Raw genomic sequence first — 25,333 nt, 5'->3', positions numbered from 1 at the left:
CCCCGGCTCAGATCAGGTTCGCGCGCTTGTAGAACGCGAGGGCGGGCTTGGTGAGCAGCCGGGCGGAGGCCAGGAAGTCCATCAGCCCCGAACAGCTCGACCGCATCATCGACTTGTGGTGCGCGTTGCTCTTCGCGGCGGCCAGCGCCCGGCGCTTGTCGAGCCCGGCCTTCCGGTAGACCTCCGGGTTCACCATGCTGGTCACGATGAAGTACGAGGCGACGGCGACGACGAACGCGTTGATCTGCCGCCGCGCCCACCCCGCGCCCTCCAGCCGCTTGAGGGTCTCGTCCCGGGCGAACTTCATGTGCCGGGACTCCTCCACCACATGGATGTTGTTGATGGTGCGGACGAACGGCACGACCCGCTCGTCGCGCATCCAGTCCCGCTGCATCACGTCGAGGACTTCCTCGGCCACCAGGATCGCCGCGTACGCCGCCTCGCCGAACGCCAGCGTCTTGAAGGCACGGCCCAGTTCCATCACCGCGCGCCGGGGCCGGTAGTGGGGTGCGCCGAGCTTCTGCGCGCCGCGCGCGAACATGATCGAGTGGCGGCACTCCTCGGCTATCTCGGTGAGCGCCCACTGGAACTCCGCGCCCGCCGGGTTCTTCATGTAGATGTCGCGGAGCACCATCTGCTGGAGGATCATCTCGAACCAGATCCCGGTGCTGGCGACCGAGGCCGCCTCCTGCCGGGTGAGCTCCTTGCGCTGAGCCTCGGTCAGCTCGGCCCAGTACGCGGTGCCGTAGAGACTGCTCCACTCCGGGCTCGCGCCGTGGAACTCCTTGTCCAGCGGCGTCTCCCAGTCCACCTCGGTGGCCGGGTCGTACGCCAGCTGCGCGGCCGAGCCGAGCAGCCGACGCGCGACGTCGTCGCCCTCGGGACTTTCCTGGACCTTCGACGGAACGGTGCTGCCGGCCATGCTGCGGCTCCTTGGGTCGAGTGCGGTGATCCTTGATCGTGGTGATGTGCGTACGTCGACAGCCGTGCTGCTACGGGCCGTACGGAGCCGGCGGCGACGGCCCGCACCGCCACCCGAGCACTCCACCCGCTTGTTAGACGCAAGGTATAACAAGGATCCCGGGCCGCCTACCCCTCGGTAGAAATCGGCCCGGACCCTCACCGCACCCCCACACCTCCTCGTCGGCTACCGCGGGTCCTGGCCGAACTTCGCGGTCGCCCAGACGTAGCCGAGCACCACCAGCCCCAGGCTCCACACCACGGCGAGCCAGCCGTTGTGGCCGATCTCGCTGCCGAGCAGCAGGCCGCGCAGGGTCTCGATGGCGGGCGTGAACGGCTGGTACTCCGCGATCGGCCGGAACCAGCCCGGCATCGTCTCCACCGGGATGAAGGCGCTGGACAGCAGCGGCAGCAGGATCATCGGCAGGGCGTTGTTGCTGGCGACCTCCGCGTTCGGGCTGATCAGCCCCATACCGACGGCGATCCAGGTGAGGGCGGTGGCGAAGAGCACCAGCAGCCCGAAGGCCGCCAGCCACTCCACGACCGTGGCGTCCGCCGACCGGAAGCCGATCGCCACGGCGACGGCGCCCACCAGGACCACGCTCAGCACGCTCTGCAGCACACTGCCGACGACATGCCCGACGAGCACGGAACCGCGGTGGATCGCCATGGTGCGGAAGCGGGCGATGATGCCCTCGGTCATGTCGTTGGAGACGGAGACGGCGGTCCCGACCACCGTGGAACCGACGGTCATCAGCAGCAGCCCCGGCACGATGTAGGCGATGTAGGCGGCGCGGTCGGCGCCCCCACCGCCGATGCCCGCGCTCATCACATCGCCGAAGACATAGACGAAAAGCAGCAGGAGCATGACAGGCGTGAGCAGCAGGTTCAGGGTGAGGGACGGGTAACGCCGCGCGTGCAGCAGGTTGCGGCGCAGCATGGTGGTGGAGTCACGGGCGGCGAGGGCGAACGAGCTCATCGGACAGCCTCCTTCGGCTGGTCGGTACGGGCGGACGCGCCGGAGCCGGTCAGCGCGAAGAACACGTCGTCGAGGTCGGGGGTGTGAACGGTCAGCTCGTCGGCATCGATCCCGGCCGAGTCCAGCCAGTCGAGGACGGACCGCAGTTCACGCTGGCTGCCGTCGCTGGGCAGGCGCAGCGCCAGCGCCTGGTCGTCGCGCGCGGCCTCGCGCAGGACCGAGGCGGCGGACCGGTAGGCGTCCGGGTCGGTGAAGCGGAGCCGGACGTGCCCGCCGGGGACGATCCGCTTCAGCTCCTCGGCCGTGCCCTCGGCGGCGATCCGCCCGTCGTTCAGCACGGCGATACGGTCGGCCAACTCGTCCGCCTCGTCCAGGTACTGGGTGGTGAGGAAGACGGTGACACCACCGGCGACCAGCTCGCGGATGATCCCCCACATGGTGTGGCGGGACCGCGGGTCCAGACCCGTGGTCGGCTCGTCGAGGAAGATGATCCGCGGCGAGCCGACCAGCGTCATGGCGATGTCGAGGCGGCGCTTCATCCCGCCGGAGTAGCCCGCGGCCGGCTTCTTCGCCGCCTCCACCAGGTCGAAGCGCTCCAGCAGGTCGGCGGCGACCCGCCGCCCCTCGCGCCGGGACAGATGGTGCAGGTCCGCCATCAGCAGCATGTTCTCCTCACCGGTGATCAGCCCGTCGACGGCGGAGAACTGCCCGGTGACGCCGATCGCGGCCCGTACGGCCTGCGGGTCGGCGGCCACATCGTGTCCGCCGACCCGCAGTTCGCCGGCGTCGGCGGTGATGAGCGTGGACAGGATCCTGACGGCGGTGGTCTTACCCGCGCCGTTCGGGCCGAGCAGGGAGAAGACGGTGCCCTCGGGCACCGACAGGTCGATGCCGTCGAGCACGAGGTTGTCGCCGTAGGACTTGCGCAGCCCGGTGGCGGTGATCGCCTGTGTCGCGGTCCGGCCGGCCGGCGGCACGGAGGTCCGGATGACAGTCATGCTGATTCCCTTTCGCGAGCGGTGGGTCGGGAGTCGGGCGGGGTCGGGTGTGGACGGGCCGGGCGTGAGCGGGCCGGGCGTGAGCGGGACCAGGCTCGGTAGGGGCACAGGCCCGGCCGGGCTCAGGCACGGCGGACGATGATGTCGCCGGCCCCGCTCCGGGCGTGCACCTCGACGGTCTCGTCGGAGTCCTCGGGACCGGCGGCGGCGCCGAGCTCGTTGCGTACGGTGCCGAACTTGGGGTTCAGGTCGAGCCAGGCGGCGGTGCCCTCGTGGATGCCCACTTCGAGGTCGCCGACGGAGGTGCGCAGAGCGATGCGGCCACGGGTCACATCGCCGACCCGGATGCGGCCGTTGGAGGAGGTCGCGTCGACCCCGGCACGGGCGACGCCGATCTCGATCCGCCCGTTGGCGGACTTGGCGACGACATCGCCGTGCGCGACGCCCACGGAGATGTCGCCGTTGGCCGCGTTGACCTTCAGCTCACCGCCGGCCTCGTCGATCCCGGTCGTACCGTTGCCGTTCTTCACGACCGCCGCACCGGTGACCGCGCCGACCTCGATCCGGCCGGACCCGACGACCTCGGCGTCCCCGGTGGAGCGGTCCAGCCGGATGTCCCCGTGATCGGTCCTGAGCTCGGCGCGGGCCGCCCGGTCCACCTGGAGGTCGCCGAGCGAGGTCCTGAGCTGCACCTCCCCGAGCGGGCCTTCGCAGAAGAAGCCGCCCAGGGCGGAGGTGCCGCGCACATCGGACCCGGCGGGCAGTTCGACGGTCACCACGACGGTGCCGGGCTTCCCGAACAGGGACCGCTTCTTCGGGGTCCTGACGGTGAGACGACCGCCCGAGCAGGAGACCTGGGTCTGCTGCACGGCGCGTACGTCGTCCTCGTCGGACCCGTTGCCCGGCAGCACCTCGACGACGGTCTCGGTGCGCTTGCCGGCGGTGATACGGGCGGTACCGGCGTCCAGCTCGATGACGGCGGAGATCGGCTCAGGAGTATCGAAAGAAGGCATGACGGTCCCGTCCTCTTGGCCCAGTGGCCCGGTAAGTGATGAGTGATCAGCGCTTGGTGTTCAGTGATCGGTACTCAGTGATCGGTGATCGGTGACGTCGGCCGGATCGGCGATCGGCCGGTGAAGTGGTGTGAAGTGGTCCGGGGAGGGCCCCCGGTGCTGGGGCCGGCCCGGTGTCGGACAGCCTCTAACGGACCCAGCCGGTGAAACCGCCACGACCGCCCGCGTCCTTGCCACGCCCCGGTGCGCTCGCGCGCCCGCCGCCGTCCAGGGAGACGGAGACGGCCCGTACGAGCCAGGCGTTGACCGACAGGCCCTCCGCCGCCGCGGCGCTCTCGGCGCGCCCCTTGAGGTGGGCCGGGAGGCGGAGGTTGATCCGCACCATGGCCCCGTCGTCGGCCTCCGCCGCCGACGGCACGGCCGCGGCAGGAGCCGCGACCGTCTCCTGCGCCTCCCGCACCGGCTCGGGCGCGGGCGGCGGTGTCACCACGAACTCGGGATCGAGCCCACGCAGCCGCACATCGACCGATCCGGGCGCCAGCTCCCGGGTGACCTCGCCCATGGCCGCGGAGAGCACATTGAGCAGAGTCAGCCGGGCGGCGGACTCCAGGGGGGCGCTGAGCCGCTCGGCCAGGGCCCGGGCTTCGTCGCCGCCGGCCTCCGCGGAGACGGCGAGTTCCCGCCGGAGATGATCGACGTAGGGGGTGAGATCCATGACGCCATAGTGGCACACAATTGGCACCACGTCGAGCCACAGAAACGCACCACCCATCAATAAGCCCCTGACCTGCTCATTTCCGAAGAAGACCACCCCAGCAAAACCGGAAGACGGAGAACCGCCCCCACCGATAGCGCCACCATGGCACCACGCGGCACCACACGGCACCACCTGATGCGCCACACGGCACAGCTCATGGCACACCCCATGGCACACCCCCCGCACGCGCCATCACACCGCTCCACACGGCACCTCAGGCGACACGCACGCCGCACCGGCACCGGAGCCCTTTGCTCCGTACGACAACCTCGCCTACGCTCCCCCGTGTTGGACCGGGGGAGGGTGGCCCTCATGGCTTGATGAGGGGACAAGTCCATGTACAGCGTCATCGTCGTGCCTCCGGCATGCGCGCACCCGGACGGCCAGATCAGGATCGCCTCCGGAGAAAGCCTGGCCTTCGGCCGACGCGAAACACCCGGCGGCCTGACCATCGCCCACGAAGGCGTCCACCGGATCGCCGGGGAGATCTCCGCACAGCACGACTTCTGGCTCCTGACCAACCACAGCGCCGACCAGACCTACGTGGTGGAGAACCCGGAAGGCGCGGGCGAGCACATCAAAGTCACCCCCGGCCGGGTAGCCGCACCCGTCGCGTTCGAGTTCTCCCGCGTCGTCCTGCCCGCGGCGGGCGACCTGCTGGCCTTCGACGTATGGGCACCACGCCAGATCTTCGCCGACGCCGAAACCCGCGAACTCCCGGGCTCCGCGACCACACCCGCCTTCACCCTCGACCGGACCAAACGCTACTTCGCCGTCCTGGCCGCCCTGTGCGAGCCCCGCCTGCGCGGCGAACCGCACGCCCCGACCCCCGCCGTCGACCAGCTCGTACAACGACTACGCCCGGCATGGCCGACGGTCAGCCGCTCCTCCGTCTACTGGAACGTCGACTACCTGGCCCTGAAACTGCGAGTCCGGCCGGGCCCGGAAACCGCCGAACCCGGCCGGCGCGCCAACGGCAAGAAGGACACCCTGGCCTCCCTCGCCCTGCGGTTCGACCTGGTACGCGAGGACGACCTCGTCGTACTCGCCGCGCCCGCGCACGAAGGCTGCGGATGACCACCACCCGGCACACCGTCACCGTCCCGAAGGGCTATCGCATCGGGGCATGGAAGGTCCACGAGCCCCTCGCGTCCGGTGCGTTCACCACGGTGTACGAGGCACACCGCGGCCAGGGCCTGCCCCCTACCGCCGCCCTGAAGTTCTGGCCCACCACCGCCCACACCCCCCACCGGCCGGACCACCTCCGCGACCTGGTCGAGCGGGAGATCGCACTGCTCGGCCGTCTGCGGTCACCGCGGCTGATCCGGATGTACGACACCCTCGTCGTCGACGACCCACAGCACCCGGAACTCGACGGCGCCACCGTCCTGGTCCTGGAACGAGCCGACTCCTGCCTGGCCACCGCCCCGGCACCGGCCGACCCCGGCCCGGTACTGCTCCAGATCTGCGAAGGCCTGGCCCAGCTCCACGAAGCGGGCTGGGTGCACGCAGACCTCAAACCGGCCAACGTCCTCCTGATGCCGGACAGTTCCGTCCGGCTGGCCGACTTCAACACGGCCGCCGAGCTGGAAGGACCCCACGCCTACGCACCCCCCTTCACCAGCCGCGACTACACCCCGCCCGAACAGCTGTGGCCGGAGATGGACGAACGGGGCACGCGCGTACGGCCGTCGGTCGACGTCTGGGCCTTCGGCATCCTCACCCACACCATCCTGACCGGCACTTTCCCCTTCCCGGGCAGCACGACAAGCGCCCGCTGCGACGCGGCCGAACACTACGCCCGCGGCACCCGGCCGCTCCGGCCGTCGGCCGCACTGCCGCACACCTGGCGGGAGATCGTCCGCGACTGCCTGGCCTGCACCCCCGCCGACCGCCCCGACACCCGCACACTGCTGCGCCGCGTACAGCACGCCACCCACCACCGGACGGCCCCACGCCCCGCACGATGACGTGCGCTTTTTCGCTCAGCCTCAACAGTGTGGCCGGGCCCGGACCGTCCGGGCGACAGTGAGAACGGCGGAGCCCGGGCATCACACCCCGCGCTCCCCGACGATTCCGGCCGCCACCGTTCTTCGCCCCCGCCACAACGGACCGGGGGCACCACCCGAAGAACGGTGGCCGCCCCGGCTCAGCCCGGCGCGTCAGCGGACTCCCCGCCCGCCCTGGCCTGGGCGGCACGCAGGACGGACGCACCGGTGGGAGTGAGCGTATGCAGAACAGCGGGCCCGTTGCGGGTGGTCGTGATGAGCCCCGCGTCACGCAGCACGGTGGCATGCCGGCTGGCGGCGGACGCCGAAACCCCGGCCGCCCGGGCGATCTCCCCCGTGGTGGCACCACCGGCCGCCACCCGCAGGGCGACCGCCCGGGCCCGCCCGAGCAGATCGGCCAGCGACCGCTCGGGGTCCTCGGCCCGCAGGGGACGGGCCGCGGGCTCGTGCAGCAACGAGTACCAGAGCACCGGAGGCAGCCCCGGATCGGCGAACGCGACGGGCTCGCCCCAGTTGAAATACGACGGGACGAGAGTGAGCCCACGCCCGTTCAGATACAGATCCCGGTCCTGCGTCTGCCGCGGATACGCGACCTCCAGCACCGGCGGACACCACCGCAGCATGGGCCCGAGCCCGGCGAGCATGCCCTCCACCCCACCGTGCAGCAGCCCCCGGCCCCGCACCGCCCGCTCGGCCTCGATCCGGGCCTGGATGCGCTCCTGCTGGGGCACGACGACGGCACCGTAATACGCACGCAGAATCCCCACGAACTCCTGGCGCACATCATGCTCGGCCAGCCGCCCGGCCCACCCGGGCGCCCCGATGAACCGGTCGAGCATGCCGACCTCCTCCTCGACCCGCTGCGAAGGCGTGGCCAGCAGCGCCTCCAGCCCCGCTTCCAGACCCTCCACCCCGGTGGCCGGCGTAAGGAAGTCCGGGTAGTACGCCGCCCGGGGATACATGGGCAGCAACACACCCCGCAGAGCCCGCTCCAGCCCCTCCTCCCGCAGCTCCCGCCGCGCCGCCCGATACCACCCGGCATACGCCCAGCGCCCCCGGCTGGACTGCAGCCGGTGCATGCTCGCGGCGACCTCGAACAGGGGGTCGGGAGCGGGGGCGAGTCGGGTCCTGGCCAGATCCGCGTCGCCGAAATGGATGCGGAGCATGTGGTTCCCCCCATGGAGTCGGCTCGGTGCGAGCCTGGGGCAGCACGATAAGGACCCACTGAACAAGGACTAAACGGCCATGCGCCGCCCACAGCGAAGAAGCCCGGGTCGGAGAACGTCCGACCCGGGCTTCACGATGAGCCCCCTGTCGGATTCGAACCGACGACCTACGCATTACAAGTGCGTCGCTCTGGGCCGAACTGAGCTAAGGAGGCAAGGACGCACACCGCAGACGCGCGCCAAGACGTCACAACTCTACACAGCCCCGCTCCCCCACGGACAGGCATATCGGGCGGCCGTAACCTCCCACTCACCTGTTCGTTGAACGCACTGCAGTGCCATCCGAATATCGGACAGGGGGAGGGGCCGTGGTCGAGGCCGCAGGGAGGGAAAAGCCGATCCGCGTCACCGGCGCGGAGGCCAAGCGCGTCAAGCGCGAGGCGCTGGGCGTTCCCGACCGCATCAAGCACCAGCAGCGGGTGGCGGTGCCGATGCAGCGGAGAACACCGGAGGCCGACACCCGCCGGCGTGTCTACCGGTACCGCTGCTATCCCACCGCCGCCCAGGCCGAGCAGCTGGTCAAGACCTTCGGCGCCTGCCGCTGGACCTACAACGAGGTCCTTGCCCTGCGGGACAAGGCCTGGCGCGAGCACCGGGTGGCGCTCGGATTCGCCGAGTCCTGCCGGGCTCTCACGGGCTGGCGGAACGCCGAAGGGACGCGATGGCTGCAGGAGGTGTCCTCGACGGTTCTCCAGCAGGCGCTCCGCCATCTCGACGCCGCGTTCGGGCGGTTCTTCAAGGGCTCGGGGAGACAGCCGAAGCGCAAGAGGAAGGGCCGTTCCCGTGACTCCGCGACCTATGTCCGTACGGGTTTCCGCTGGGCGGAGGACCCGGAGCGGCCGGGTACGGGGCTGATCGCGCTGGCCAAGCAGTCCGGGCCGCTGCGTATCCGCTGGTCCCGTCCGCTTCCGGCGGGCGAGCGGCCGGTGAAGCTGACCGTGAGCCGTGACCGGGCGGGGCGCTTCTTCGTCTCCGTGCTGGTGGAGGAGCGGATCGAGACGCTGCCGCCCGTGTTTCTGCAGGATGGCGGTGCGCCGAAGGCGGTCGGTCTGGACCTCGGGCCGGCGGCGCTGGTCACGCTGGACGACGGCGAGAAGGTGGACCATCCCCGGCTGCTCAGGAAGTACGGGGCGAGGCTCGCGGATCTCCAGCGGAGTCTGCATCGTAAGGACAGGGGATCCAGAAACCGGGACAAGGCTCGGCGGGAGATCGCGCGGCTGTATGCCCTCATCGCTGACGTCCGTCGAGACGCGTTGGACCAGCTCACCACCCGCCTCGTGCGCGAGAACCAAGTGCTCGTGGTGGAAGACCTGGCCGTCGCCTCCCTCGTACGGTCGCCGAAGGGGAAGTGCCGTCGGCGAAAGGCGGGGCTGAACCGGGCGATCCTGGATGCCTCGTGGGGCACGCTGCTGCGGCAGTTGCAATACAAGTGCGCGTGGTACGGACGGACGCTGGTCGTCGTGGACCGGTTCTTTCCTTCGACACGGCGGTGTTCCGCGTGCGGGGCGACGGGTCCGAAGCTGGATCTGTCCGTGCGCGGCTGGTCCTGCGACGGATGCGGTGCGGTGCACGACCGGGATGTGAACGCGGCGCGGAACCTGCGGGACGAGGGGATGCGACTGTACGAGCTGGTGGCGTCAGCGCTGCCGCCTGGTCGGGCCGTGCCCTTGTTGATCAGTGCGTCCGAGATGCCGGACGTGGTGCCGGCGGTGTAACAAGCTCAGGGATACCCGAGAAAGTGCATGCCGGACCGACGGGCCGTCGGCCGTAATGCCTGTGGAGCCTGCGTGAGACCGGCGAGGCGTCGCCTTCAGGGCCGCGTCCGGTCGGCGGTGGGTGCTGAAACAGGAAGCTCCCCCTCAATACCGGGACCGGGTCAAAAGACAGCTGCTCTGGCATCGCGCCCTGGTTGCAGGGCGCTTTTCGTCACCCAAGAGGTACTGACAGAACACATGAACGCCAGGTAACGTCACCGCAGGTTCGCGTCTGTGGACCAGACCACTCCCTACTCGGATCGTCCGGCACGTTCCTGCCGGTTGAGGAGAAGATTCAGCATGGCCAGTGTCACGTTCGACAAGGCGTCCCGCGTCTACCCCGGCTCCACGAAGCCGGCCGTGGACCAGCTCGAGATCGACATCGCGGACGGTGAGTTCCTCGTCCTCGTCGGTCCCTCCGGTTGTGGCAAGTCGACCTCCCTGCGCATGCTCGCGGGTCTTGAGGACGTCAACGGCGGCGCGATCCGTATCGGTGACCGCGACGTCACGCACCTGCCGCCGAAGGACCGGGACATCGCCATGGTGTTCCAGAACTACGCGCTCTACCCGCACATGTCCGTCGCGGACAACATGGGCTTCGCGCTGAAGATCGCCGGTGTGAACAAGACCGAGATCCGGGCGAAGGTCGAAGAGGCCGCCAAGATGCTGGACCTCACCGACTACCTGGACCGCAAGCCGAAGGCGCTCTCCGGTGGTCAGCGTCAGCGTGTGGCGATGGGCCGGGCCATCGTGCGTGAGCCGCAGGTCTTCCTCATGGACGAGCCGCTGTCGAACCTCGACGCCAAGCTCCGTGTCTCCACCCGTACGCAGATCGCCTCGCTGCAGCGCCGCCTCGGCATCACCACCGTGTACGTCACCCACGACCAGGTCGAGGCCCTCACCATGGGCGACCGGGTCGCGGTGCTGAAGGACGGGCTGCTCCAGCAGGTCGACTCGCCGCGCACCATGTACGACCGCCCGGCGAACCTCTTCGTCGCCGGCTTCATCGGCTCCCCCGCGATGAACCTCGTCGAGGTCCCGATCGCCGACGGCGGCGTGAAGTTCGGCAACAGCGTCGTCCCGGTCTCCCGCGAGGCGCTCTCCGCCGCCGCGGACCGTGGTGACACCACCGTCACGGTCGGCATCCGCCCCGAGCACTTCGACATCGTCGAGCACGGTGGCGCCGCCGCGAAGGCGCTGACCAAGGACACCTCGGGCGAGCCGGCCGGTCTCGCCGTCTCCGTCAACGTCGTCGAGGAGCTCGGCGCCGACGGCTTCGTCTACGGCTCCACGCAGGTCGGCGGCGAGCACAAGGACCTGGTGGTCCGCGTCGGCGGCCGCGCCGTTCCGGAGAAGGGCACCGAGCTGCACGTCGTGCCGCGCCCGGACGAGCTGCACGTCTTCGCGACCTCCACCGGCGAGCGGCTCACCAACTGACCCGCCTCCTGCCGTACGCACGGCCCCGCGCCCCGGCATCGCCCGGCGGTGCGGGGCCGTTTGCGTGGTCCGGGCGGGTTTGGGTTTCGGTGCCGGGCGGTGTCAAATACCCCGGCACACAGGGCATTTCACCCCGGTTCGTCAACCTCGTATTCGAAAGGGCGCGTCGAACCATCCCTCGAGAGGGTGACGAAATGTCGTCAAGTCATCACTGGCCGCTACGCTCGATGCGTGACCCACACCGCGCGCCGCATCGGCCGATCCCTCGCTCTCGTCCTGCCCGTCGTCATGGTTCTGTCCGGGACCCTCGCGGTCACCAGCGTCCAGTGGGCGGACTCGGACAGCGACTCCCAGCTGCTGGCCGCCTCTTCGGAGACCGTGTCCAAGCCCGCGAAGCCGCACGCCCCGCAGGACGTCCTGCGGGAGAAGCTGCTCGTGGAGCTCCAGGAGAAGGACCCGGGCACCGCGCTCACGGGCCTCCAGCGCGCCGTCGAGCAGCGTCCGTCCCTCGCCCGGCACTGCATGTCGATCGCGAAGGCGCTCGGCAAGGCGGCCGTCGAGCAGTACGGCCCGACCCGGGCGCACCGCTTCTCCCGGCCCGTCTGCGACACCTCGTTCGCCTCCGGCGTCGCGCAGTTCAGCTGAGCGAAGGCTGAGCCCCGGAGGCTGAGCCCGGGAGGCGGTCGCGCGCAGCGCCGCCTCCCGTCGGCGGGCACCGCATATCGTGCCTGCCATGCATACGTATCCGACGCAGGCCGTGATCCTTGCCGGTGGCCAGGGGTCGCGGCTGCGGCCGTACACCGACGACCGCCCCAAGCCGATGGTCGAGATCCCCGGAACCGGGACTCCGATCATCGGCCATCAGCTGTCCTGGCTGGCCGCCGAGGGAGTCACCGACGCCGTGGTCTCCTGCGGGCATCTCGCCGAGGTGCTCCAGGAGTGGCTGGAGGCGGCCGTGCTGCCGCTCCGGGTCACCACCGTCGTGGAGACCGAGCCGCTGGGGCGCGGCGGCGGACTGAAGTACGCGGCCGGGCGGCTGCCCGATCCGGAGCAGCCCTGGTACGCCACCAACGGCGACATCTGGACGCGCTTCTCCCTGCGTGAGATGGCCGCCTTCCACGCGGAGCGCGACGCCACCGCCACCCTGGCCCTCGCCCGGCCCCGGATCCCGTGGGGTGCGGTGGAGACGGACGCGTTCGGGCACATCACCGACTTCATCGAGTCGCCGCCGTCGCCGTATCTGATCAACGCCGGCGTGTACGTGTTCTCGCCCGTGTTCACGAAGCTGCTGCCGGACCGGGGCGACCACGAGCGGACCACCTTCCCGCGGCTCGCCCGTGAGCGTCGGCTCGCCGGGTATCCGCTGCCGAACGGGGCGTACTGGCGGGCCATCGACACCGCCAAGGACCTCACCGAGGCGGCCCGCGAGCTCGGCTCGCACAGCGCCTGACAGCTCCCCGTACGTACGCACACGAAGGGCGGCTCCCGCCCGGTTCTCCTTGCCGGGTGGGAGCCGCTCTTGTCGCTGTGCGGGTGTCGCTGTCGGTGCTGTTGTCGGTGCCGCGTCGGTGCTGCTGTCGTACGGTCAGCCGAGCAGGCCGCCGATGGGGTTCCGGCCGCCGCCGCCCGAGGTCGAGCCCTCGCCGCCGGAGGAGGTCGAGCCGCCGGTGGGGGCCGGTTCGCCGCCGCCGGAGGAGTCGTCGCCGCCGGTGGAGCCGGAGGAGGTGGGTCCGGCGCTGGTGGCGGCCGGGGGCTGCTGCGGGGTGGACTGCTGCGGGGGTTCCTGGCCGGTGCCCTGGGTCTCGCTGGGCTGGGTGCCCGAACCGGTGCTCTGGCCGCCGGAGTCGCGGGTCGCGCCCGGGGCGACCTGGCCGGTGGCGGGGGTGGTGGCCGTGCCGGAGCGGCTGGGCTCCGGGCGGCGCTCCTGCTCCGGTGTCCGGGAGGCCTGGCGTTCGCCGGTGGACTCCTGGGGCAGCGGCATGCCGGGGAGGCGGTTGGTGGGGTTGTCGTTGCGGCCGGGGACGGTGACGACCTCGGTGGAGCGGACCGCGCCGCCGAGGATGGAGCCGATGAGCAGGGTGAGGCCGACGACGACCGTGGCGACGACGGTGCCCCGGCGCAGGACCCGGCGGCGCAGGTCCCAGATCTCCGAGCGCGGGCCGAGCTTGCGCCAGGCTTCGCCGGCCAGTCGGCCGTCCACGGAGTAGACCGGTGCGCCCGCGATGATCAGCGGGCTCCAGGCGGCGAGCAGGATGATGTCGGGGGCGTCGTAGACCGCGACGGTGCGCCAGCTGACCGTGACCAGCAGCGCGGCGGAGAGCAGTGCGCCGAACGCGGCGGCGACCCGCTGCCAGAGGCCGAGGACGGTGAGGACGCCGACGACGACCTGGAGGAAGGCGACGGTCAGTCCGGCGCCGACCGGGTGGGAGAGCGCGAAGTCGCGCAGCGGCTCGGCCAGCGCCCACGGGTGCAGGGAGGTGAGCCACTTGACCATCGAGCCGCGCTCGCCGCCGTCGAAGTAGACGGGGTCGCACAGCTTGCCCATGCCGGCGTAGATGGAGATGAAGCCGAGGAGCACCCGCATGGGGAGCAGCACGACGCCCAGGTTCATCCGGTGGCCGGGGTAGTAGGCGTGCCGGACGGGGTCGCCCGTGCTCCGTCGGGAGCGGGATTCCTCGGCTTCGTCGTAGTCGTCGTCGATGCCGTCGGGGCGTCCGGGGCCGTCGACCGGGTCGTCGTACGCGCCGACGGCCTGCCGCATGGGCGGCAGCAGCGGTCCGGTGCGTCCCGGCCCGTGGGGGGCGGTCATCACGGGGTTGGGCTGCGTCTCCTCCAGGAGCGGGATGACCTGCGTCGCGCCCGCTTCCTGGCCGTGCCCGTCCACGGAGGCCCCGCCGAGGCCGCCGAGGCCGGCGTCGAGGGGTCCTGCGGTGGAGTTGCGCACGGCCTGGAGGAGGCCCGTCGCGCCGGGGTCGCCGGGAGCGGACTTCCCGCTCCAGACGACGGGTGCCCGCCTGCGGCCTGCGCCGGCGCCGCTCATGGCGGGGATGCGGGCCGTGTCCGCGGGGGCACCGCGCAGCCGTGTGCGCTGGCCCGGGGCGAGCTGCACCCGGAAGCTGGCGTGGTTGACGATGACCTGCGCGGGGTCGCTGTCCACCTTGGTCATGCTCAGGGCGGGTTGTTCGTCGAACCGAGGCGTTCTGGTGTCCACACTCATCTAACCGAGTGATGTGTGTTTAGGACACTGCCTTGACCGCACCGGATGTGTCCGAGACCCGTCAAGATCAGGCCAAACTCGGGCATCCTGGATGGATGTTCGGCGTTCGCGCGTCAACTCTCCCGGCGGACGGGCCCGTCGACGGGCGAACGCCTCACGGCTCAGGACCGGCGGCGCGCCACCTCGTACAGCACGATGCCCGCCGCGACACCGGCGTTGAGCGACTCCGCGCCGCCGGGCATCGAGATCCGCACCCGGTAGTCGCAGGTCTCGCCGACGAGGCGGCCGAGGCCCTTGCCCTCGCTGCCGATGACGATGACGACCGGGCCGGCCAGCTCCTGCAGGTCCTCCACCGTGTGCTCGCCGTCGGCGGCCAGGCCGACGACCGTGAGGCCCGCCTTCTGGTAGCCCTCCAGCGCGCGGGTGAGGTTGGTGACCCGGGAGACGGGGGTGCGGGCCGCCGTGCCGGCCGAGGACTTCCACGCTCCGGCGGTCATGCCGGCCGCGCGGCGCTCGGGGACGACCACGCCGTGGCCGCCGAACGCGGAGACCGAGCGGACGATCGCGCCGAGGTTGCGCGGGTCGGTCACCCCGTCGAGGGCGACGATCAGCGGGTCCTCGTGGTTGTCGTCGGCGGCGGCGAGCAGGTCGTCCGGGTGCGCGTACTCGTACGGCGGGACCTGGAGGACGAGGCCCTGGTGGTTCAGGCCGTTCGTCATCCGGTCCAGCTCGGGGCGCGGGGCCTCCATCAGGTTGATGGTGCCGCGGTCGCCGGCGAGCTTGAGCACGTCGCGGACGCGCTCGTCGTTGTCGATGTACTGCTGGACGTACAGCGTCACGGCGGGGACGCCGTCGCGCAGGGCCTCGTAGACCGGGTTGCGGCCGACGACCATCTCCGAGGTGCCCTTCACACCGCCGCGCCGGGGCGCGGGGCGGCGGGCCGCGGCCTGCTTGGCCTGGGCGTTGGCGACCCGGTTCTTCTTGTGTCCCTTACGGGCGGACGCGGGCGGGGTCGGGCCCTTGCCCTCCAGGCCACGGCGTCGCTTGCCACCGCTGCCGACCTGCGCGCCCTTCTTGTTGGACGTGCGGCGGTTCCTGCGCTGGCTGTTCCCGGCCATGATCTACCTGTTTCGTTGCTTTCAGACGTACGTACGTATAAGGAAAGTGTGCCGCCCGGCTCGCCGGGCGGCACCATCTCACTGCTCGGAGCGGGTGCTCAGCGCGGTCCCAGCGTCCACCGGGGGCCGGTGGGGCTGTCCTCGATGACGAGGCCGGACTGGCCCAGCTGGTCGCGGATGGCGTCGGCGGCGGCCCAGTCCTTGCGCGTACGGGCCGACTGCCGCTGGTCGAGGACGAGGCGGACGAGGGTGTCGACGACGCCGTGCAGATCCTCGCCCCGGTCGCCCTCGCCCGCCCAGTGCGGGTCGAGCGGGTCCAGGCCGAGGACGCCGAGCATGGCCCGGACCTCGGCGAGGCGGGCCGCGGCGGCTTCCTTGTCGTCGGCGGCGAGCGCGCTGTTGCCCTGGCGGACGGTGGTGTGGATGATCGCCAGCGCCTGCGGTACGCCGAGGTCCTCGTCCATCGCCTCGGCGAAGGCGGGCGGCACCTCGGCGGCGGGCGGGACGGTCTCCCCGGCCTTCTCGGTGACGCGCTGGACGAAGCCCTCGATCCGGGCGAACGCGGACTCGGCCTCGCGCAGAGCCTCCTCGCTGTACTCGATCATCGACCGGTAGTGCGGGGTGCCGAGGTAGTAGCGCAGGACGATGGGACGCCACTGCTTGACCATCTCGCTGACGAGGACGGAGTTGCCCAGCGACTTCGACATCTTCTCGCCGGACATGGTGACCCAGCCGTTGTGCACCCAGTACGAGGCGAACGCGTCGCCGTACGCCTTGGCCTGGGCGATCTCGTTCTCGTGGTGCGGGAAGATCAGGTCGATGCCGCCGCCGTGGATGTCGAAGGCGGAGCCCAGGTACTTGTGGGCCATCGCGGAGCACTCCAGGTGCCAGCCGGGCCGGCCGCGGCCCCACGGCGTCTCCCAGCTGGGCTCGCCCGGTTTCGCGGCTTTCCACATGGCGAAGTCGCGCTGGTCGCGCTTGCCGGTCTCGCCCTCGCCGGAGGGCTGGCGCAGATCGTCGAGCTCCTGGTTGGAGAGCTCCAGATAGCTGGGGAGCGAGCGCACGGCGAAGTAGACGTTGCCGTCGGCCTCGTAGGCGTGACCGCGCTCGATCAGGCCGGTCATCATCTCGATCATCTCGGGGATGTGGCCGGTGGCGCGGGGCTCGTAGGTGGGCGGCAGGCAGCCGAGCACGTCGTAGCCGTCGTTGAACGCGCGCTCGTTCTCGTAGCCGATCGACCACCAGGGGCGGCCCTGTTCGGCGGACTTCGCGATGATCTTGTCGTCGATGTCGGTGACGTTCCGGATGAACGTGACGTCGTAGCCGCGGTAGGTGAACCAGCGGCGCATGATGTCGAAGTTCAGGCCCGAGCGGATGTGGCCGATATGCGGTGCTGCCTGGACGGTGGCGCCACAGAGGTAGATCGAGACACAGCCCGCTGTGAGCGGGACGAAGTCACGGATCTGCCGGGCGCTGGTGTCGTGCAGGCGAATAGTCACGCCTCAAGGGTAGTAGGCCCGCACCAGTGCCCCGCGACCCTTGGGGATCGCGGGGACAACTTTCTGGTACCGGGATGGTCCGAAGCGGTCCGGAGAGCGTTTTCCGGCGTGCGTTTCAGCCGCGCGGGGCGCCCTCCGGGTCCGGACCGGCCCTCAGATGCTGCCGACGATCTTGCGCGCGGAGATGCGGACGACCACGCGGAGGTCGTCGGCGCCGGAGTTCGGGTTGAACTCGGCGTACGGCTTGCCGGTGTACTTCACCGAGAGCTCGTCGATCAGTTCCTGCCCGCCGTCCGTCGTCAGCGTCGCCTCGCCGCGGATCTCGGCGTAGCTGTACGGGGCGTCGAAGGGCTGCACGACCACGGTGACGCGGGGGTCGCGGCGGAGGTTCTTCTCCTTGCGGCGGCCGACGGTGGTGGAGATCAGGACGTCGTCACCGTCGCGTTTGACCCAGACCGGGGAGACCTGGGGGCTGCCGTCGGGCTGGATGGTGGCGATGTTGACGAACACGGGGGTGTCGAGCAGGTTCTTGAGCTCGGTGGAGAGTGCGGCGGTCATGACGTACGTCCTCCTGAGTGCCTGCGGGGCAATGGGTCCATCGCTTCTACCCCGTAACCGCGCGCGTTCCCTGTTCCTTCCCGCCGCGTCCCGCCGGAAGGGTGAATGCCAGGAGCGCCCCGGCGAACGGGACCGCCGCGAGCGCCGCCCACCGCACCGGCGCGGGCGCCTCCAGCAGGGCGCCGGTCGCGGCGCTGCCGGCGAGGACGGCGACCCCTGAGACGGAGGACAGCGCCCCGGTGGCCAGCCCCAGGTGCCGGTCCTCGACCAGGTCGGGCACCAGGCCCCGGGCCGCGGGGACCAGCAGCATCTGGCCCAGGGTGAGCAGGACGACGAGCGCGGCGCCGGGCAGCAGACCGCCGGGGCCCGCAGGCGTCAGCGGTACGGCGGCGAAGCCGGCGGCCACGACCGCGAGGCCGGTGACGAGCGCGGTGCGCGGGGCGATCCGGCGGGCGGAGCAGCGGGTCAGCGGCATCTGGGCGACGACGACCAGCAGCGAGGACAGCGCGAAGAGCCAGCCGAGCGCGGCCTGGGAACCGGTGGCGCGCTCCACCTCGACGGGCAGCGAGAGATAGAGCTGGTTGTAGGCGACGAGGTAGGTGGAGTACGCGAGGCAGAGCAGCAGGAAGGCGCGGTTGGCGAAGACCGCGCGCCAGGACGACCGCGCAGGTTGAGCCGTACGGGTGGCGACGTGCGGGGCCGACTGCTGTGCCGGGGGCTGTCCTTGTGCCGGGGCCGGAGTCGGCTCCTGTGCCGGGGCCGGTGCCTGTTCCCGTACGGGGGCGGTGTGCGGCATCAGGCGGGCGTGCCCGGTCAGTACGGCGACGAAGACGAGGGCTCCGGCGAGGCAGGCGGCCCGGAAGCCGCCGCCCAGGAGCAGGAGCAGCGAGCCGAGCAGCGGCCCGAGGAACGCTCCGGCCTGTCCGGCGGCGGAGAACAGGGCGAGGACATGGGCGCGCGGGGCGCCGGTGTCCCGTTCGTGCCGGACGGCCTCCCGGGCGGCCTCGGACTCGACGGCCGGGGAGAACAGGGCGGCGGCGAAGCCGATGAGGAGGACGGCGCCGATGACGGTGGCCGTGGATCCGGCGACGGCGAGCCAGCCGAACCCGGCGATCCGCAGGGCGCAGCCCGCCAGCACGACGGGGCGCGGGCCGTACCGGTCGGTGAGCGCGCCGCCGACGACGAACAGGCCCTGCTGGCTGAAGGTGCGCAGCCCGAGGACGAGTCCGACGAGCCAGCCCGCCATGCCGAGACCACTGCCGAGGTGGGTGGCGAGATAGGGCAGGACGGCGTAGAAGCCGATGTTGAAGGCGAACTGGGTGGCCGTGAGGAGCCGGAGGTAGGGGGTGGGCGCGCTCGCGAGGCGGGGCCGGAACCGGCGGCTTTCGGCGGGCGCGTCGCTGTGTGCGGGCGCGTCACCAGGCGCGGGCACGGGTGCGGGCGCGTCACCGGGCACGGGCTCCGGCGCGGGCACGGGCGCATCAGCGAGGGCGGGCGGGCACCCGGGTTCCGGCGCTGACCGGGGCTCCGGCGCTGGCCCGGGCTCCGGTGCGGGCGCGGGCGCGTCAGCGGGCGCTGGCCCGGGCGCATCAGCAAGTGCGGGCGGGCACCCGGGCTCCGGCACGGGCGCGGCGGGCGGGGACCCGGGCGCGGGCTCCGGTGCGGGCGCGGGCCGGTTCACTTCAGGCCTGCCGGGGTGCGCCCGCGCACAGCGGCCGAGGTGAGGACTGCCAGGGCGCCGAGGACGGCGAGCGCGGCGGCGGGGGCGAGGACGGCCCACGGGGCGCGTTCCGCGTACGGCATGTTCTCCGACAGCATCCGGCCCCACTCCGGCGCGGGCGCCTGCGTGCCGAGGCCGAGGAAGCCGAGGGAGGCCAGGGCGAGCGCGATGGCCGGAACACGGAGGAGGGCGTGGCGGACCACCGGCGGCAGGACGCCGGGCAGGACGTGGCGGCGCAGCAGATGGGCCCGGTCCGCGCCGAGCGCGACGGCGGCGGCGAGGTGCGGGGCCGCCTTCTCCTGGGCGTACAGCGCGGCGGTGTGCGCGGCGAGCGGGGCCCAGGCGACGGCGGCCACGGCGGCGGCCGCGCCCCAGGGGCCCGGTCCGGCGATGCCCGCGACGACGAGTCCGGCGAGGACGGCGGGGAGCGCGTTCGCGGTCTCGGTGAGCGCCCCGGCGCGCACCGCCCCGAGGAACAGCCCGAGCACCAGGGTGACGGCTCCGACCGCCACGGCGGCCAGCGCGGTGCGGGCCGCGCCGTGGCCGAGGCGGGCGAGGACGTCGCGGCCGAGGTTGTCGGTGCCGAAGGGGTGCGCGGTGGTGGGGCCGGCGAGGCGGGCGGCGGTGTCGACGTGGAGCGGGTCGCGCAGGAGGCCCGCGACGGTGACCGCGATCAGCAGGCCGCCGAGGACGAGGGCGGCGACGGTGACCGCGCGGCGGCCGGGCAGCCGGGGCGCGACGAGGGCGGGCAGCGCGCGGTCGGTGAGCGCGGGGCCGAGGAGGACGCGGACGGCGAGGCGGGCGAGCAGGCCCGCGGCGACCCCGAGGAGCAGCAGGACGAGGACGGCCGCCTGGAGGACGGGCAGGTCCTGGGCGAGGGCGGCGGCCAGTGCCGTACCGCCGAGGCCGGGGATCGCGTACAGCGTCTCGACGGCGACCGCCCCGCCGGTCAGTCCGACCGCGACCAGGCCGAGCTGGGGCAGCAGGCCCGGCAGCGTACGGCGCAGGGCGTGCCGGGCGACGATCCGGCCCGGTATGCCGCTCGCGGCGGCGGCCTTCGCCCAGGGTTCGGCGAACGCGCCGGGCAGGGCGTCGTCCAGCAGCCGGCCGAGCAGCGCCCCCGCCGGTACGCCCATGGCGAGTGCGGGCAGGACGAGTTGGCCGGGGGCGCCCCAGCCGAGCGCCGGGAACCATCCGAGGTGTACGGCGAACACGGTGGCCAGGACGGCGGCGAGCAGGAACTCCGGCAGCGCGGCGAGCACCGCCGCGCCCGCTCCGGCGCGTACCCGGACGATCCGGCGCGCGGCCCCGCGCCGGAGGGTGGCCGCGCTCAGCGCGAGGGTGAGGAGCACGGCGACGGCGAGCGAGACGCCCATCAGGGTGAGGGAGTTGCCGAGCGCGGCGGTCACATCGGGTCCGACGGGCTGCCCGGAGACCCAGGACGTGCCGAGGTCGCCCCGGAACAGCCCGCCGAGCCAGTCGCCGAGGAGGGGCAGCGGGCCGCCGTCGAGCCCGGTCTCGGCACGGATCGCGGCGAGGGTCTCGGGTGTCGGGGCCCGGTCGGCGTAGCGGGCGTGCAGGATCGTGCGGGCCGGGTCGGTCCGGGTCAGCCAGGGCAGCAGCCCGATCACCGCGACGACGGCGAGCAGGGTGCCGAGCCGTCCGGCGAGGTACTTCACGCGGTCACCCGATGCGGGTGTCGGCGGTGATGAGGGTGCGTTCCATCGGGTCGAGGGCGACGCCCTGGACGCGGGCTTCGTCGTAGCCCTGGACGAAGCGTTCGTGGACGAGCGGGACGAGGGCGTCGGAGCCGAGGATCGCGGCCTCGGCGGTCATCTCGGCCCGGTGGCGGGCGTCGGTGTCGGCGAGGGCGGCGGCCTTGTCCACGGCGGTGTCGACGGACTTCGCGCAGAGTTGGGTGATGTTGAAGCTGCCGCCGCAGGTGAAGTCGGAGGCGAGGTAGGAGACCGGGTCCGCGGTGTCCAGGAGGGTGTTGCGGGCCTGGATGAACGCGTCGTACTTCCCGGCCAGCGCGTCGGCCTCCATCTGCGCGTAGTCGCGGACGACCTGCTTGACGGTGAAGCCGCGCTTCTCCAGCTGCTGCTGGACGACGGTGGCGACCTCGGGCAGCTCGGGCCGGTTGGTGTAGGTGGCCAGCACGATCTGCTGCGTCTTCCGCACCTCGGCCGGGGTGGCGGCCTTCGCCCGGCCGGTGGGGGCGGTGCGCAGGTCGGCGGCCCACGGGACGCCGGGGCCGAGCAGCCCCTGGGCGGTGTCGGCGCGCCCTTCGTAGACGCCGTCGACCAGGGCCTTCGGGTCGATGGCCGCGCGGGCGGCGGCGCGCAGGGCCGGGTCGGCGAAGACGCCGCGCTCGGTGTTGAGGGAGAGGCCGTTGGTGCGGGCGGAGGGGAACTCGTGGACCAGGCCCTCGCCGAGCAGCGAGGCCTGCGAGATCGGTACGTACTCGGCGACGTCCACGTCCTTGGTCCGCAGCGCGTTGGCGCGGGCGGTGCCGTCGGCGACGAACTTCACGTCGACGCCGGGGGCCTTCGCCTTGGCGCCCCAGTAGGCGTCGTTGCGCTCCAGGGTGGCGCTGACCGCGCCGTTCACCTTGGCGAGGGTGAAGGGGCCGGTGGCGTGCCCGGCGGGGTCGGCCTTGGCGCCGCTCCTTCCGTACGCGGCGGCGGACAGGACGCTCAGCGACGGGTTGGCGAGCCGCTGGGGCAGCAGCGGGTCGGCGTCCTTCGTCGTGATCCGTACGGTGTCCGCGCCCTCGGCGGTGGGCGTGAGCGTGGTGTCGGACAGCACCCGGGGCTTCGGGGAGGCCTGCTGCGCGGCGGCCAGCGAGCGGACCACGGCGGCGGCGTCGAGTTTCGTGCCGTCCTGGAAGACGGTGTCCGGCCGGACCGTGAACAGCCAGGCGCGGTCGCCGTCGCGCTTCCAGGAGGTGGCGAGCGCGGGCTTGGCCTCACCGTTGCGGTCGAGCCGGGTGAGCCCCTCGACGACGGCGAGCCGGCTCAGGGTGACGGCGTCGTCGCCGTACGGGGACATGGCCTGGGCGGGCGGGAAGGCCAGGGCCACCTTCAGCCGCTGGTCGCCGCCGGCGCCGCCCGGCTCTCCGGAGGAGGTGCAGGCGGTGGCGGCGGTGGTGAGGAGCGCGGTCGCGGCGAGCGGCAGCGCGGCGCGGCGGAGGCGACGGGGCGTGAGCATGGGAGCGACCTTATATGAAAACGATTGTCATATAACGGGTGGGGCTGCCGATCGCACCGGCGTCCGGCAGTGGCGTAGGAAGCAGCACCGGTTACGGCATCGGCAGCTCGAAGTGGACGATCCCCTGCCCGCCCCCGGGCAGCGTCCGCTCGTCGCACACCTCACGGGCCAGCGAACGCCAGAAGGGCTCGGCGCCCGGCACGGCGGGATCGGTGTGCAGGTACAGGGCCGTGTAGCCGCCCGCCCGCACCACGAACTCCCCCAGCTCGCGCACCAGTCGCCGGGCCAGCCCGTGCCTGCGGTGCTCGGGGCGCACATAGATCCGGCAGAGCTGCGCGGTGGAGCCGGAGGGGAAGCGGTCGGCGACCCACTGCGGGTTGGGCGGCGCCTGCGGCCCCCGGTCGCGCACGGCCCCGGTGGCGACGATCTCGCCGCGGTGCTCGACGACGAGCAGGGTGCAGCGCGCCGGGCGGAGGTAGGCGGCCTCGGGGTCGATGATGTCGGCGTGCCAGCGGGGTACGTAGCCGGACCTCAGGTCGCGGTAGACGGTGTCGAGCATCACGGCCCGCGCCCCGCCGAGGTCGTCGGCGGTGGCGGTGCGCAGGACGTATCCGGCGTCTTCGTGACCGCCGTCGGCCACGGCCCGGCCGGTCGCCGCCCCCGTCATCACCGTGGTCGCGCTGGTCACCGGTACCACTCCCGCCTCATGGGACACATCGCTTGCGTCTTCAGCGTACGTGCAAGTGATGTGCAGCAGGCGGCCCGGGAGGCTCCTGCGGGTCAGCCGGTCCGGTAGACCAGGGCGGTCGCGATACCGGCGATGCCCTCGCCGCGGCCGGTGAAGCCGAGCCCGTCGGAGGTGGCGGCGGAGAGTGAGACCGGGGCGCCCACGGCGGCGGACAGCACCTTCTGGGCCTCTTCGCGGCGCTTGCCGATCTTCGGGCGGAGGCCGACGACCTGGACGGCGACGTTCCCGATCTCGAAGCCGCCGGCGCGGACGATCCGGGCGGCCTCGGTGAGCAGCGTGATGCCCGCGGCCCCGGACCACTCGGGGCGGCCGGTGCCGAAGTGCTGCCCGAGGTCGCCGAGGCCGGCGGCGGAGAAGAGCGCGTTGCAGGCGGCGTGCGCGACGACGTCGGCGTCCGAGTGGCCGGCCAGCCCGGGACCCTCGCCCTCCCACTTCAGGCCCGCGCACCACAGCTCGCGGCCCTCCTCGAAGGCATGGATGTCGGTGCCGATGCCGACGAGCGGGATGACGGGGGCGGGCCCCGTCGCAGAGGTGTCAGAAACCATCGTTGGCCCTCCTGCGGGCGAGTACCGCTTCGGCCAGCACCAGGTCGAGCGGCCGGGTCACCTTGAACGCCTCCTCGTGGCCGGGGACGACGACCACCGGCTGCCCGAGGCGTTCCACCATGCCCGCGTCGTCCGTGGCGCCCTCGCCGTCGACCGCGACCTCGGCGTGCGCCCGCACCAGCGTGTCCCGGTCGAAGCCCTGCGGCGTCTGCACCGCGCGCAGCCTGGCCCGTACGGGAGTGGCGATCACCGGCTCCGGCTCCCCCGGCGTCCCGGCGGGCTCGACCTCCTTGACCGTGTCCGCGAGGGGCAGCGCGGGAACGACGGCGGGCGCTCCGTCCCGTACGGCGGCGGCCACCGCGTCGACCGTGTCGACCGGTACCAGCGGGCGGGCGGCGTCGTGGACCAGGACGACGGAGACGTCCTCGGGCAGCGCGTCGAGGCCCAGGCTCACGGACTCCTGGCGGGTCTCACCGCCCGGCACCACCAGGTAGTCGGTGCGCTCGGGCAGCGCGTGCTCGTCCAGGAGGTGCTTCACCTCGGGCGCGCCGTCCGGCGGGGCGACGACCACGACGAGGGATACGGCACGGGACGCGGCCATGGCGCGAACGGCGTGGATCAGCATGGGCGTCCCGCCGAGCGTCCGGAGGGCCTTGGGCGCGCCCGGCCCGAGCCGCACGCCCCGCCCGGCGGCGGGAATCACCGCGGCGGTACGAGGAGGACGCGGCGGGTCGGCCGGGGGTGTCGTCGATGGCATCGGTTGCACTCCGAAGGTCCGAAGGATCGGCAGGTTTGTTTCCACGACCGACATGGGTAGGGGCCCAGCGAGCCGGGCGTGACGCCCTGACTCGCACCGGGCCCCTTCCGTGACACCCGGGCGAGGACAGGTCGCATCGGGTGCTCACGCACCACCGGGGGCCGTCACGCACCGACGGTCTCCGCATACGCGGATCGCACCGCGGGCACGGGGGATCACCGGCAGTCGGGCACCGGAAGCCCGGATGTGGGTCCGAACATGCCGCAGCGCCCGACGACACAGCGTGGAAACGGCTGGTCAGCGGGCACCGCGGCACATTCATACGACCGGTGTGATCCGGTGTCAGGACGCGAGGACCTCGTCGAGCAGAGCCTCGGCCTTGTCCTCGTTCGTGTTCTCCGCGAGAGCGAGCTCGCTCACCAGGATCTGGCGGGCCTTGGCGAGCATGCGCTTCTCCCCGGCGGAGAGACCGCGCTCGCGCTCCCGACGCCACAGGTCACGCACGACTTCGGCGACCTTGATGACATCGCCGGAGGCGAGCTTTTCGAGATTTGCCTTGTAACGCCGGGACCAGTTCGTCGGCTCTTCGGCATACGGTGCGCGCAGCACCTCGAAGACCCGGTCCAGCCCGTCCTGCCCGACCACGTCGCGCACACCCACGAACTCCGCATTGTCCGCCGGCACACGAACCGTCAAGTCGCCCTGGGCGACCTTGAGCACCAAGTAGGTCTTGTCCACGCCTTTGATCTGGCGAGTTTCGATAGCCTCGATCAGCGCGGCCCCGTGATGGGGATAGACCACGGTGTCGCCAACCTTGAACGTCATGTG

22 protein-coding genes, 1 tRNA gene and 1 pseudogene are annotated in these 25,333 nt (G+C 72.2%); 6 read left to right on the top strand and 18 right to left on the bottom strand.

Going from position 1 to position 25,333, the window contains the following annotated elements; all coding sequences use genetic code 11:
* Positions 1-7: 7 nt before the first annotated feature.
* The 5 genes from AC0VY3_RS01930 to AC0VY3_RS01910 form a co-directional block, all read right to left on the bottom strand.
* On the bottom strand, positions 8-922 hold the full coding sequence (locus tag AC0VY3_RS01930; RefSeq protein WP_218525889.1) for an AurF N-oxygenase family protein: 915 nt from the start codon (positions 920-922) through the stop codon (positions 8-10).
* 225 nt (positions 923-1,147) lie between these two features.
* Positions 1,148-1,939, bottom strand: coding sequence for an ABC transporter permease (locus AC0VY3_RS01925; RefSeq protein ID WP_475548745.1), 792 nt, complete (start codon positions 1,937-1,939; stop codon positions 1,148-1,150).
* Positions 1,936-2,937, bottom strand: a complete 1,002-nt coding sequence (locus tag AC0VY3_RS01920; RefSeq protein WP_475548744.1) for an ATP-binding cassette domain-containing protein — start codon at positions 2,935-2,937, stop codon at positions 1,936-1,938. Before AC0VY3_RS01920 ends, AC0VY3_RS01925 begins: the two co-directional genes overlap by 4 nt.
* 122 nt (positions 2,938-3,059) lie before the next feature.
* On the bottom strand, positions 3,060-3,950 hold the full coding sequence (locus AC0VY3_RS01915; protein WP_103508083.1) for a DUF4097 family beta strand repeat-containing protein: 891 nt from the start codon (positions 3,948-3,950) through the stop codon (positions 3,060-3,062).
* A 187-nt stretch (positions 3,951-4,137) separates the two neighbouring features.
* Positions 4,138-4,665, bottom strand: a complete 528-nt coding sequence (locus AC0VY3_RS01910) for a type II toxin-antitoxin system HicB family antitoxin (RefSeq protein ID WP_242742241.1) — start codon at positions 4,663-4,665, stop codon at positions 4,138-4,140.
* 378 nt (positions 4,666-5,043) lie between these two features.
* Here AC0VY3_RS01910 and AC0VY3_RS01905 point away from each other — a divergent pair, with 378 nt between their 5' ends.
* Both AC0VY3_RS01905 and AC0VY3_RS01900 read left to right on the top strand, forming a co-directional pair.
* Complete coding sequence (locus AC0VY3_RS01905; protein ID WP_475548743.1) at positions 5,044-5,784, top strand: FHA domain-containing protein; 741 nt, start codon at positions 5,044-5,046, stop codon at positions 5,782-5,784.
* Positions 5,781-6,644, top strand: a pseudogene (locus tag AC0VY3_RS01900) (protein kinase domain-containing protein); the annotation flags it as partial. The gene AC0VY3_RS01905 and the pseudogene AC0VY3_RS01900, both read left to right, overlap by 4 nt.
* A 212-nt stretch (positions 6,645-6,856) precedes the next feature.
* Here AC0VY3_RS01900 and AC0VY3_RS01895 read toward each other — a convergent pair.
* Complete coding sequence (locus AC0VY3_RS01895) at positions 6,857-7,882, bottom strand: MarR family transcriptional regulator (protein ID WP_103508079.1); 1,026 nt, start codon at positions 7,880-7,882, stop codon at positions 6,857-6,859.
* 139 nt (positions 7,883-8,021) lie between these two features.
* Positions 8,022-8,097: transfer RNA gene (locus AC0VY3_RS01890), tRNA-Thr, on the bottom strand.
* 153 nt (positions 8,098-8,250) lie between these two features.
* On the opposite strand from AC0VY3_RS01890, the gene AC0VY3_RS01885 reads away from it, so the two are divergent.
* The 4 genes from AC0VY3_RS01885 to AC0VY3_RS01870 all read left to right on the top strand — a co-directional run bounded on the left by AC0VY3_RS01885 (position 8,251) and on the right by AC0VY3_RS01870 (position 12,583).
* The gene (locus AC0VY3_RS01885; protein WP_103508078.1) at positions 8,251-9,657 is read left to right on the top strand and encodes an RNA-guided endonuclease InsQ/TnpB family protein; all 1,407 of its coding nucleotides are present in this window, start codon (positions 8,251-8,253) and stop codon (positions 9,655-9,657) included.
* Positions 9,658-9,996: 339 nt separating this feature from the next.
* Positions 9,997-11,133 (top strand): ABC transporter ATP-binding protein, encoded by a 1,137-nt coding sequence (locus AC0VY3_RS01880; RefSeq protein WP_103508077.1) that lies wholly within the window; start codon positions 9,997-9,999, stop codon positions 11,131-11,133.
* A gap of 231 nt (positions 11,134-11,364) precedes the next feature.
* Positions 11,365-11,778, top strand: a complete 414-nt coding sequence (locus AC0VY3_RS01875) for a hypothetical protein (protein ID WP_103508076.1) — start codon at positions 11,365-11,367, stop codon at positions 11,776-11,778.
* 88 nt (positions 11,779-11,866) lie between these two features.
* Positions 11,867-12,583, top strand: a complete 717-nt coding sequence (locus AC0VY3_RS01870) for a nucleotidyltransferase family protein (RefSeq protein ID WP_103508075.1) — start codon at positions 11,867-11,869, stop codon at positions 12,581-12,583.
* A gap of 135 nt (positions 12,584-12,718) precedes the next feature.
* Here AC0VY3_RS01870 and AC0VY3_RS01865 read toward each other — a convergent pair whose 3' ends face one another.
* The 11 genes from AC0VY3_RS01865 to AC0VY3_RS01815 form a co-directional block, all read right to left on the bottom strand.
* Positions 12,719-14,350, bottom strand: coding sequence for a DoxX family membrane protein (locus AC0VY3_RS01865; protein ID WP_475548742.1), 1,632 nt, complete (start codon positions 14,348-14,350; stop codon positions 12,719-12,721).
* A gap of 161 nt (positions 14,351-14,511) precedes the next feature.
* Complete coding sequence (rlmB, locus tag AC0VY3_RS01860) at positions 14,512-15,468, bottom strand: 23S rRNA (guanosine(2251)-2'-O)-methyltransferase RlmB (protein WP_103508073.1); 957 nt, start codon at positions 15,466-15,468, stop codon at positions 14,512-14,514.
* Between the two features lie 98 nt (positions 15,469-15,566).
* Positions 15,567-16,967 carry a cysteine--tRNA ligase gene (cysS, locus tag AC0VY3_RS01855; RefSeq protein WP_103508072.1) on the bottom strand — a complete coding sequence of 467 codons (1,401 nt, stop codon included), beginning with the start codon at positions 16,965-16,967 and terminating at the stop codon, positions 15,567-15,569.
* A gap of 153 nt (positions 16,968-17,120) precedes the next feature.
* Positions 17,121-17,525, bottom strand: a complete 405-nt coding sequence (locus AC0VY3_RS01850) for a PPOX class F420-dependent oxidoreductase (RefSeq protein ID WP_103508071.1) — start codon at positions 17,523-17,525, stop codon at positions 17,121-17,123.
* Between the two features lie 46 nt (positions 17,526-17,571).
* Complete coding sequence (locus AC0VY3_RS01845; RefSeq protein WP_475551622.1) at positions 17,572-18,828, bottom strand: MFS transporter; 1,257 nt, start codon at positions 18,826-18,828, stop codon at positions 17,572-17,574.
* 374 nt (positions 18,829-19,202) lie between these two features.
* The gene (locus AC0VY3_RS01840; protein ID WP_475548741.1) at positions 19,203-20,924 is read right to left on the bottom strand and encodes an ABC transporter permease subunit; all 1,722 of its coding nucleotides are present in this window, start codon (positions 20,922-20,924) and stop codon (positions 19,203-19,205) included.
* Positions 20,925-20,928: 4 nt separating this feature from the next.
* Positions 20,929-22,455 carry an ABC transporter substrate-binding protein gene (locus AC0VY3_RS01835; protein WP_475548740.1) on the bottom strand — a complete coding sequence of 509 codons (1,527 nt, stop codon included), beginning with the start codon at positions 22,453-22,455 and terminating at the stop codon, positions 20,929-20,931.
* 91 nt (positions 22,456-22,546) lie between these two features.
* Positions 22,547-23,122: a GNAT family N-acetyltransferase gene (locus AC0VY3_RS01830; RefSeq protein ID WP_103511827.1), complete on the bottom strand. Its 576-nt coding sequence runs from the start codon at positions 23,120-23,122 to the stop codon at positions 22,547-22,549.
* A gap of 113 nt (positions 23,123-23,235) precedes the next feature.
* Complete coding sequence (ispF, locus tag AC0VY3_RS01825; protein ID WP_103511802.1) at positions 23,236-23,748, bottom strand: 2-C-methyl-D-erythritol 2,4-cyclodiphosphate synthase; 513 nt, start codon at positions 23,746-23,748, stop codon at positions 23,236-23,238.
* Positions 23,738-24,505, bottom strand: a complete 768-nt coding sequence (gene ispD / locus AC0VY3_RS01820; protein ID WP_103511803.1) for a 2-C-methyl-D-erythritol 4-phosphate cytidylyltransferase — start codon at positions 24,503-24,505, stop codon at positions 23,738-23,740. Before ispD ends, ispF begins: the two co-directional genes overlap by 11 nt.
* Positions 24,506-24,847: 342 nt before the next feature.
* On the bottom strand, positions 24,848-25,330 hold the full coding sequence (locus AC0VY3_RS01815; RefSeq protein WP_003953493.1) for a CarD family transcriptional regulator: 483 nt from the start codon (positions 25,328-25,330) through the stop codon (positions 24,848-24,850).
* Between the last annotated feature and the right edge of the window lie 3 nt (positions 25,331-25,333).

Source organism: Streptomyces sp. iso_384 (genome assembly GCF_056172905.1).
The sequence above is the reverse complement of the archived record's forward strand: the minus strand, read 5'-3'. Positions and strand labels throughout refer to the sequence as shown.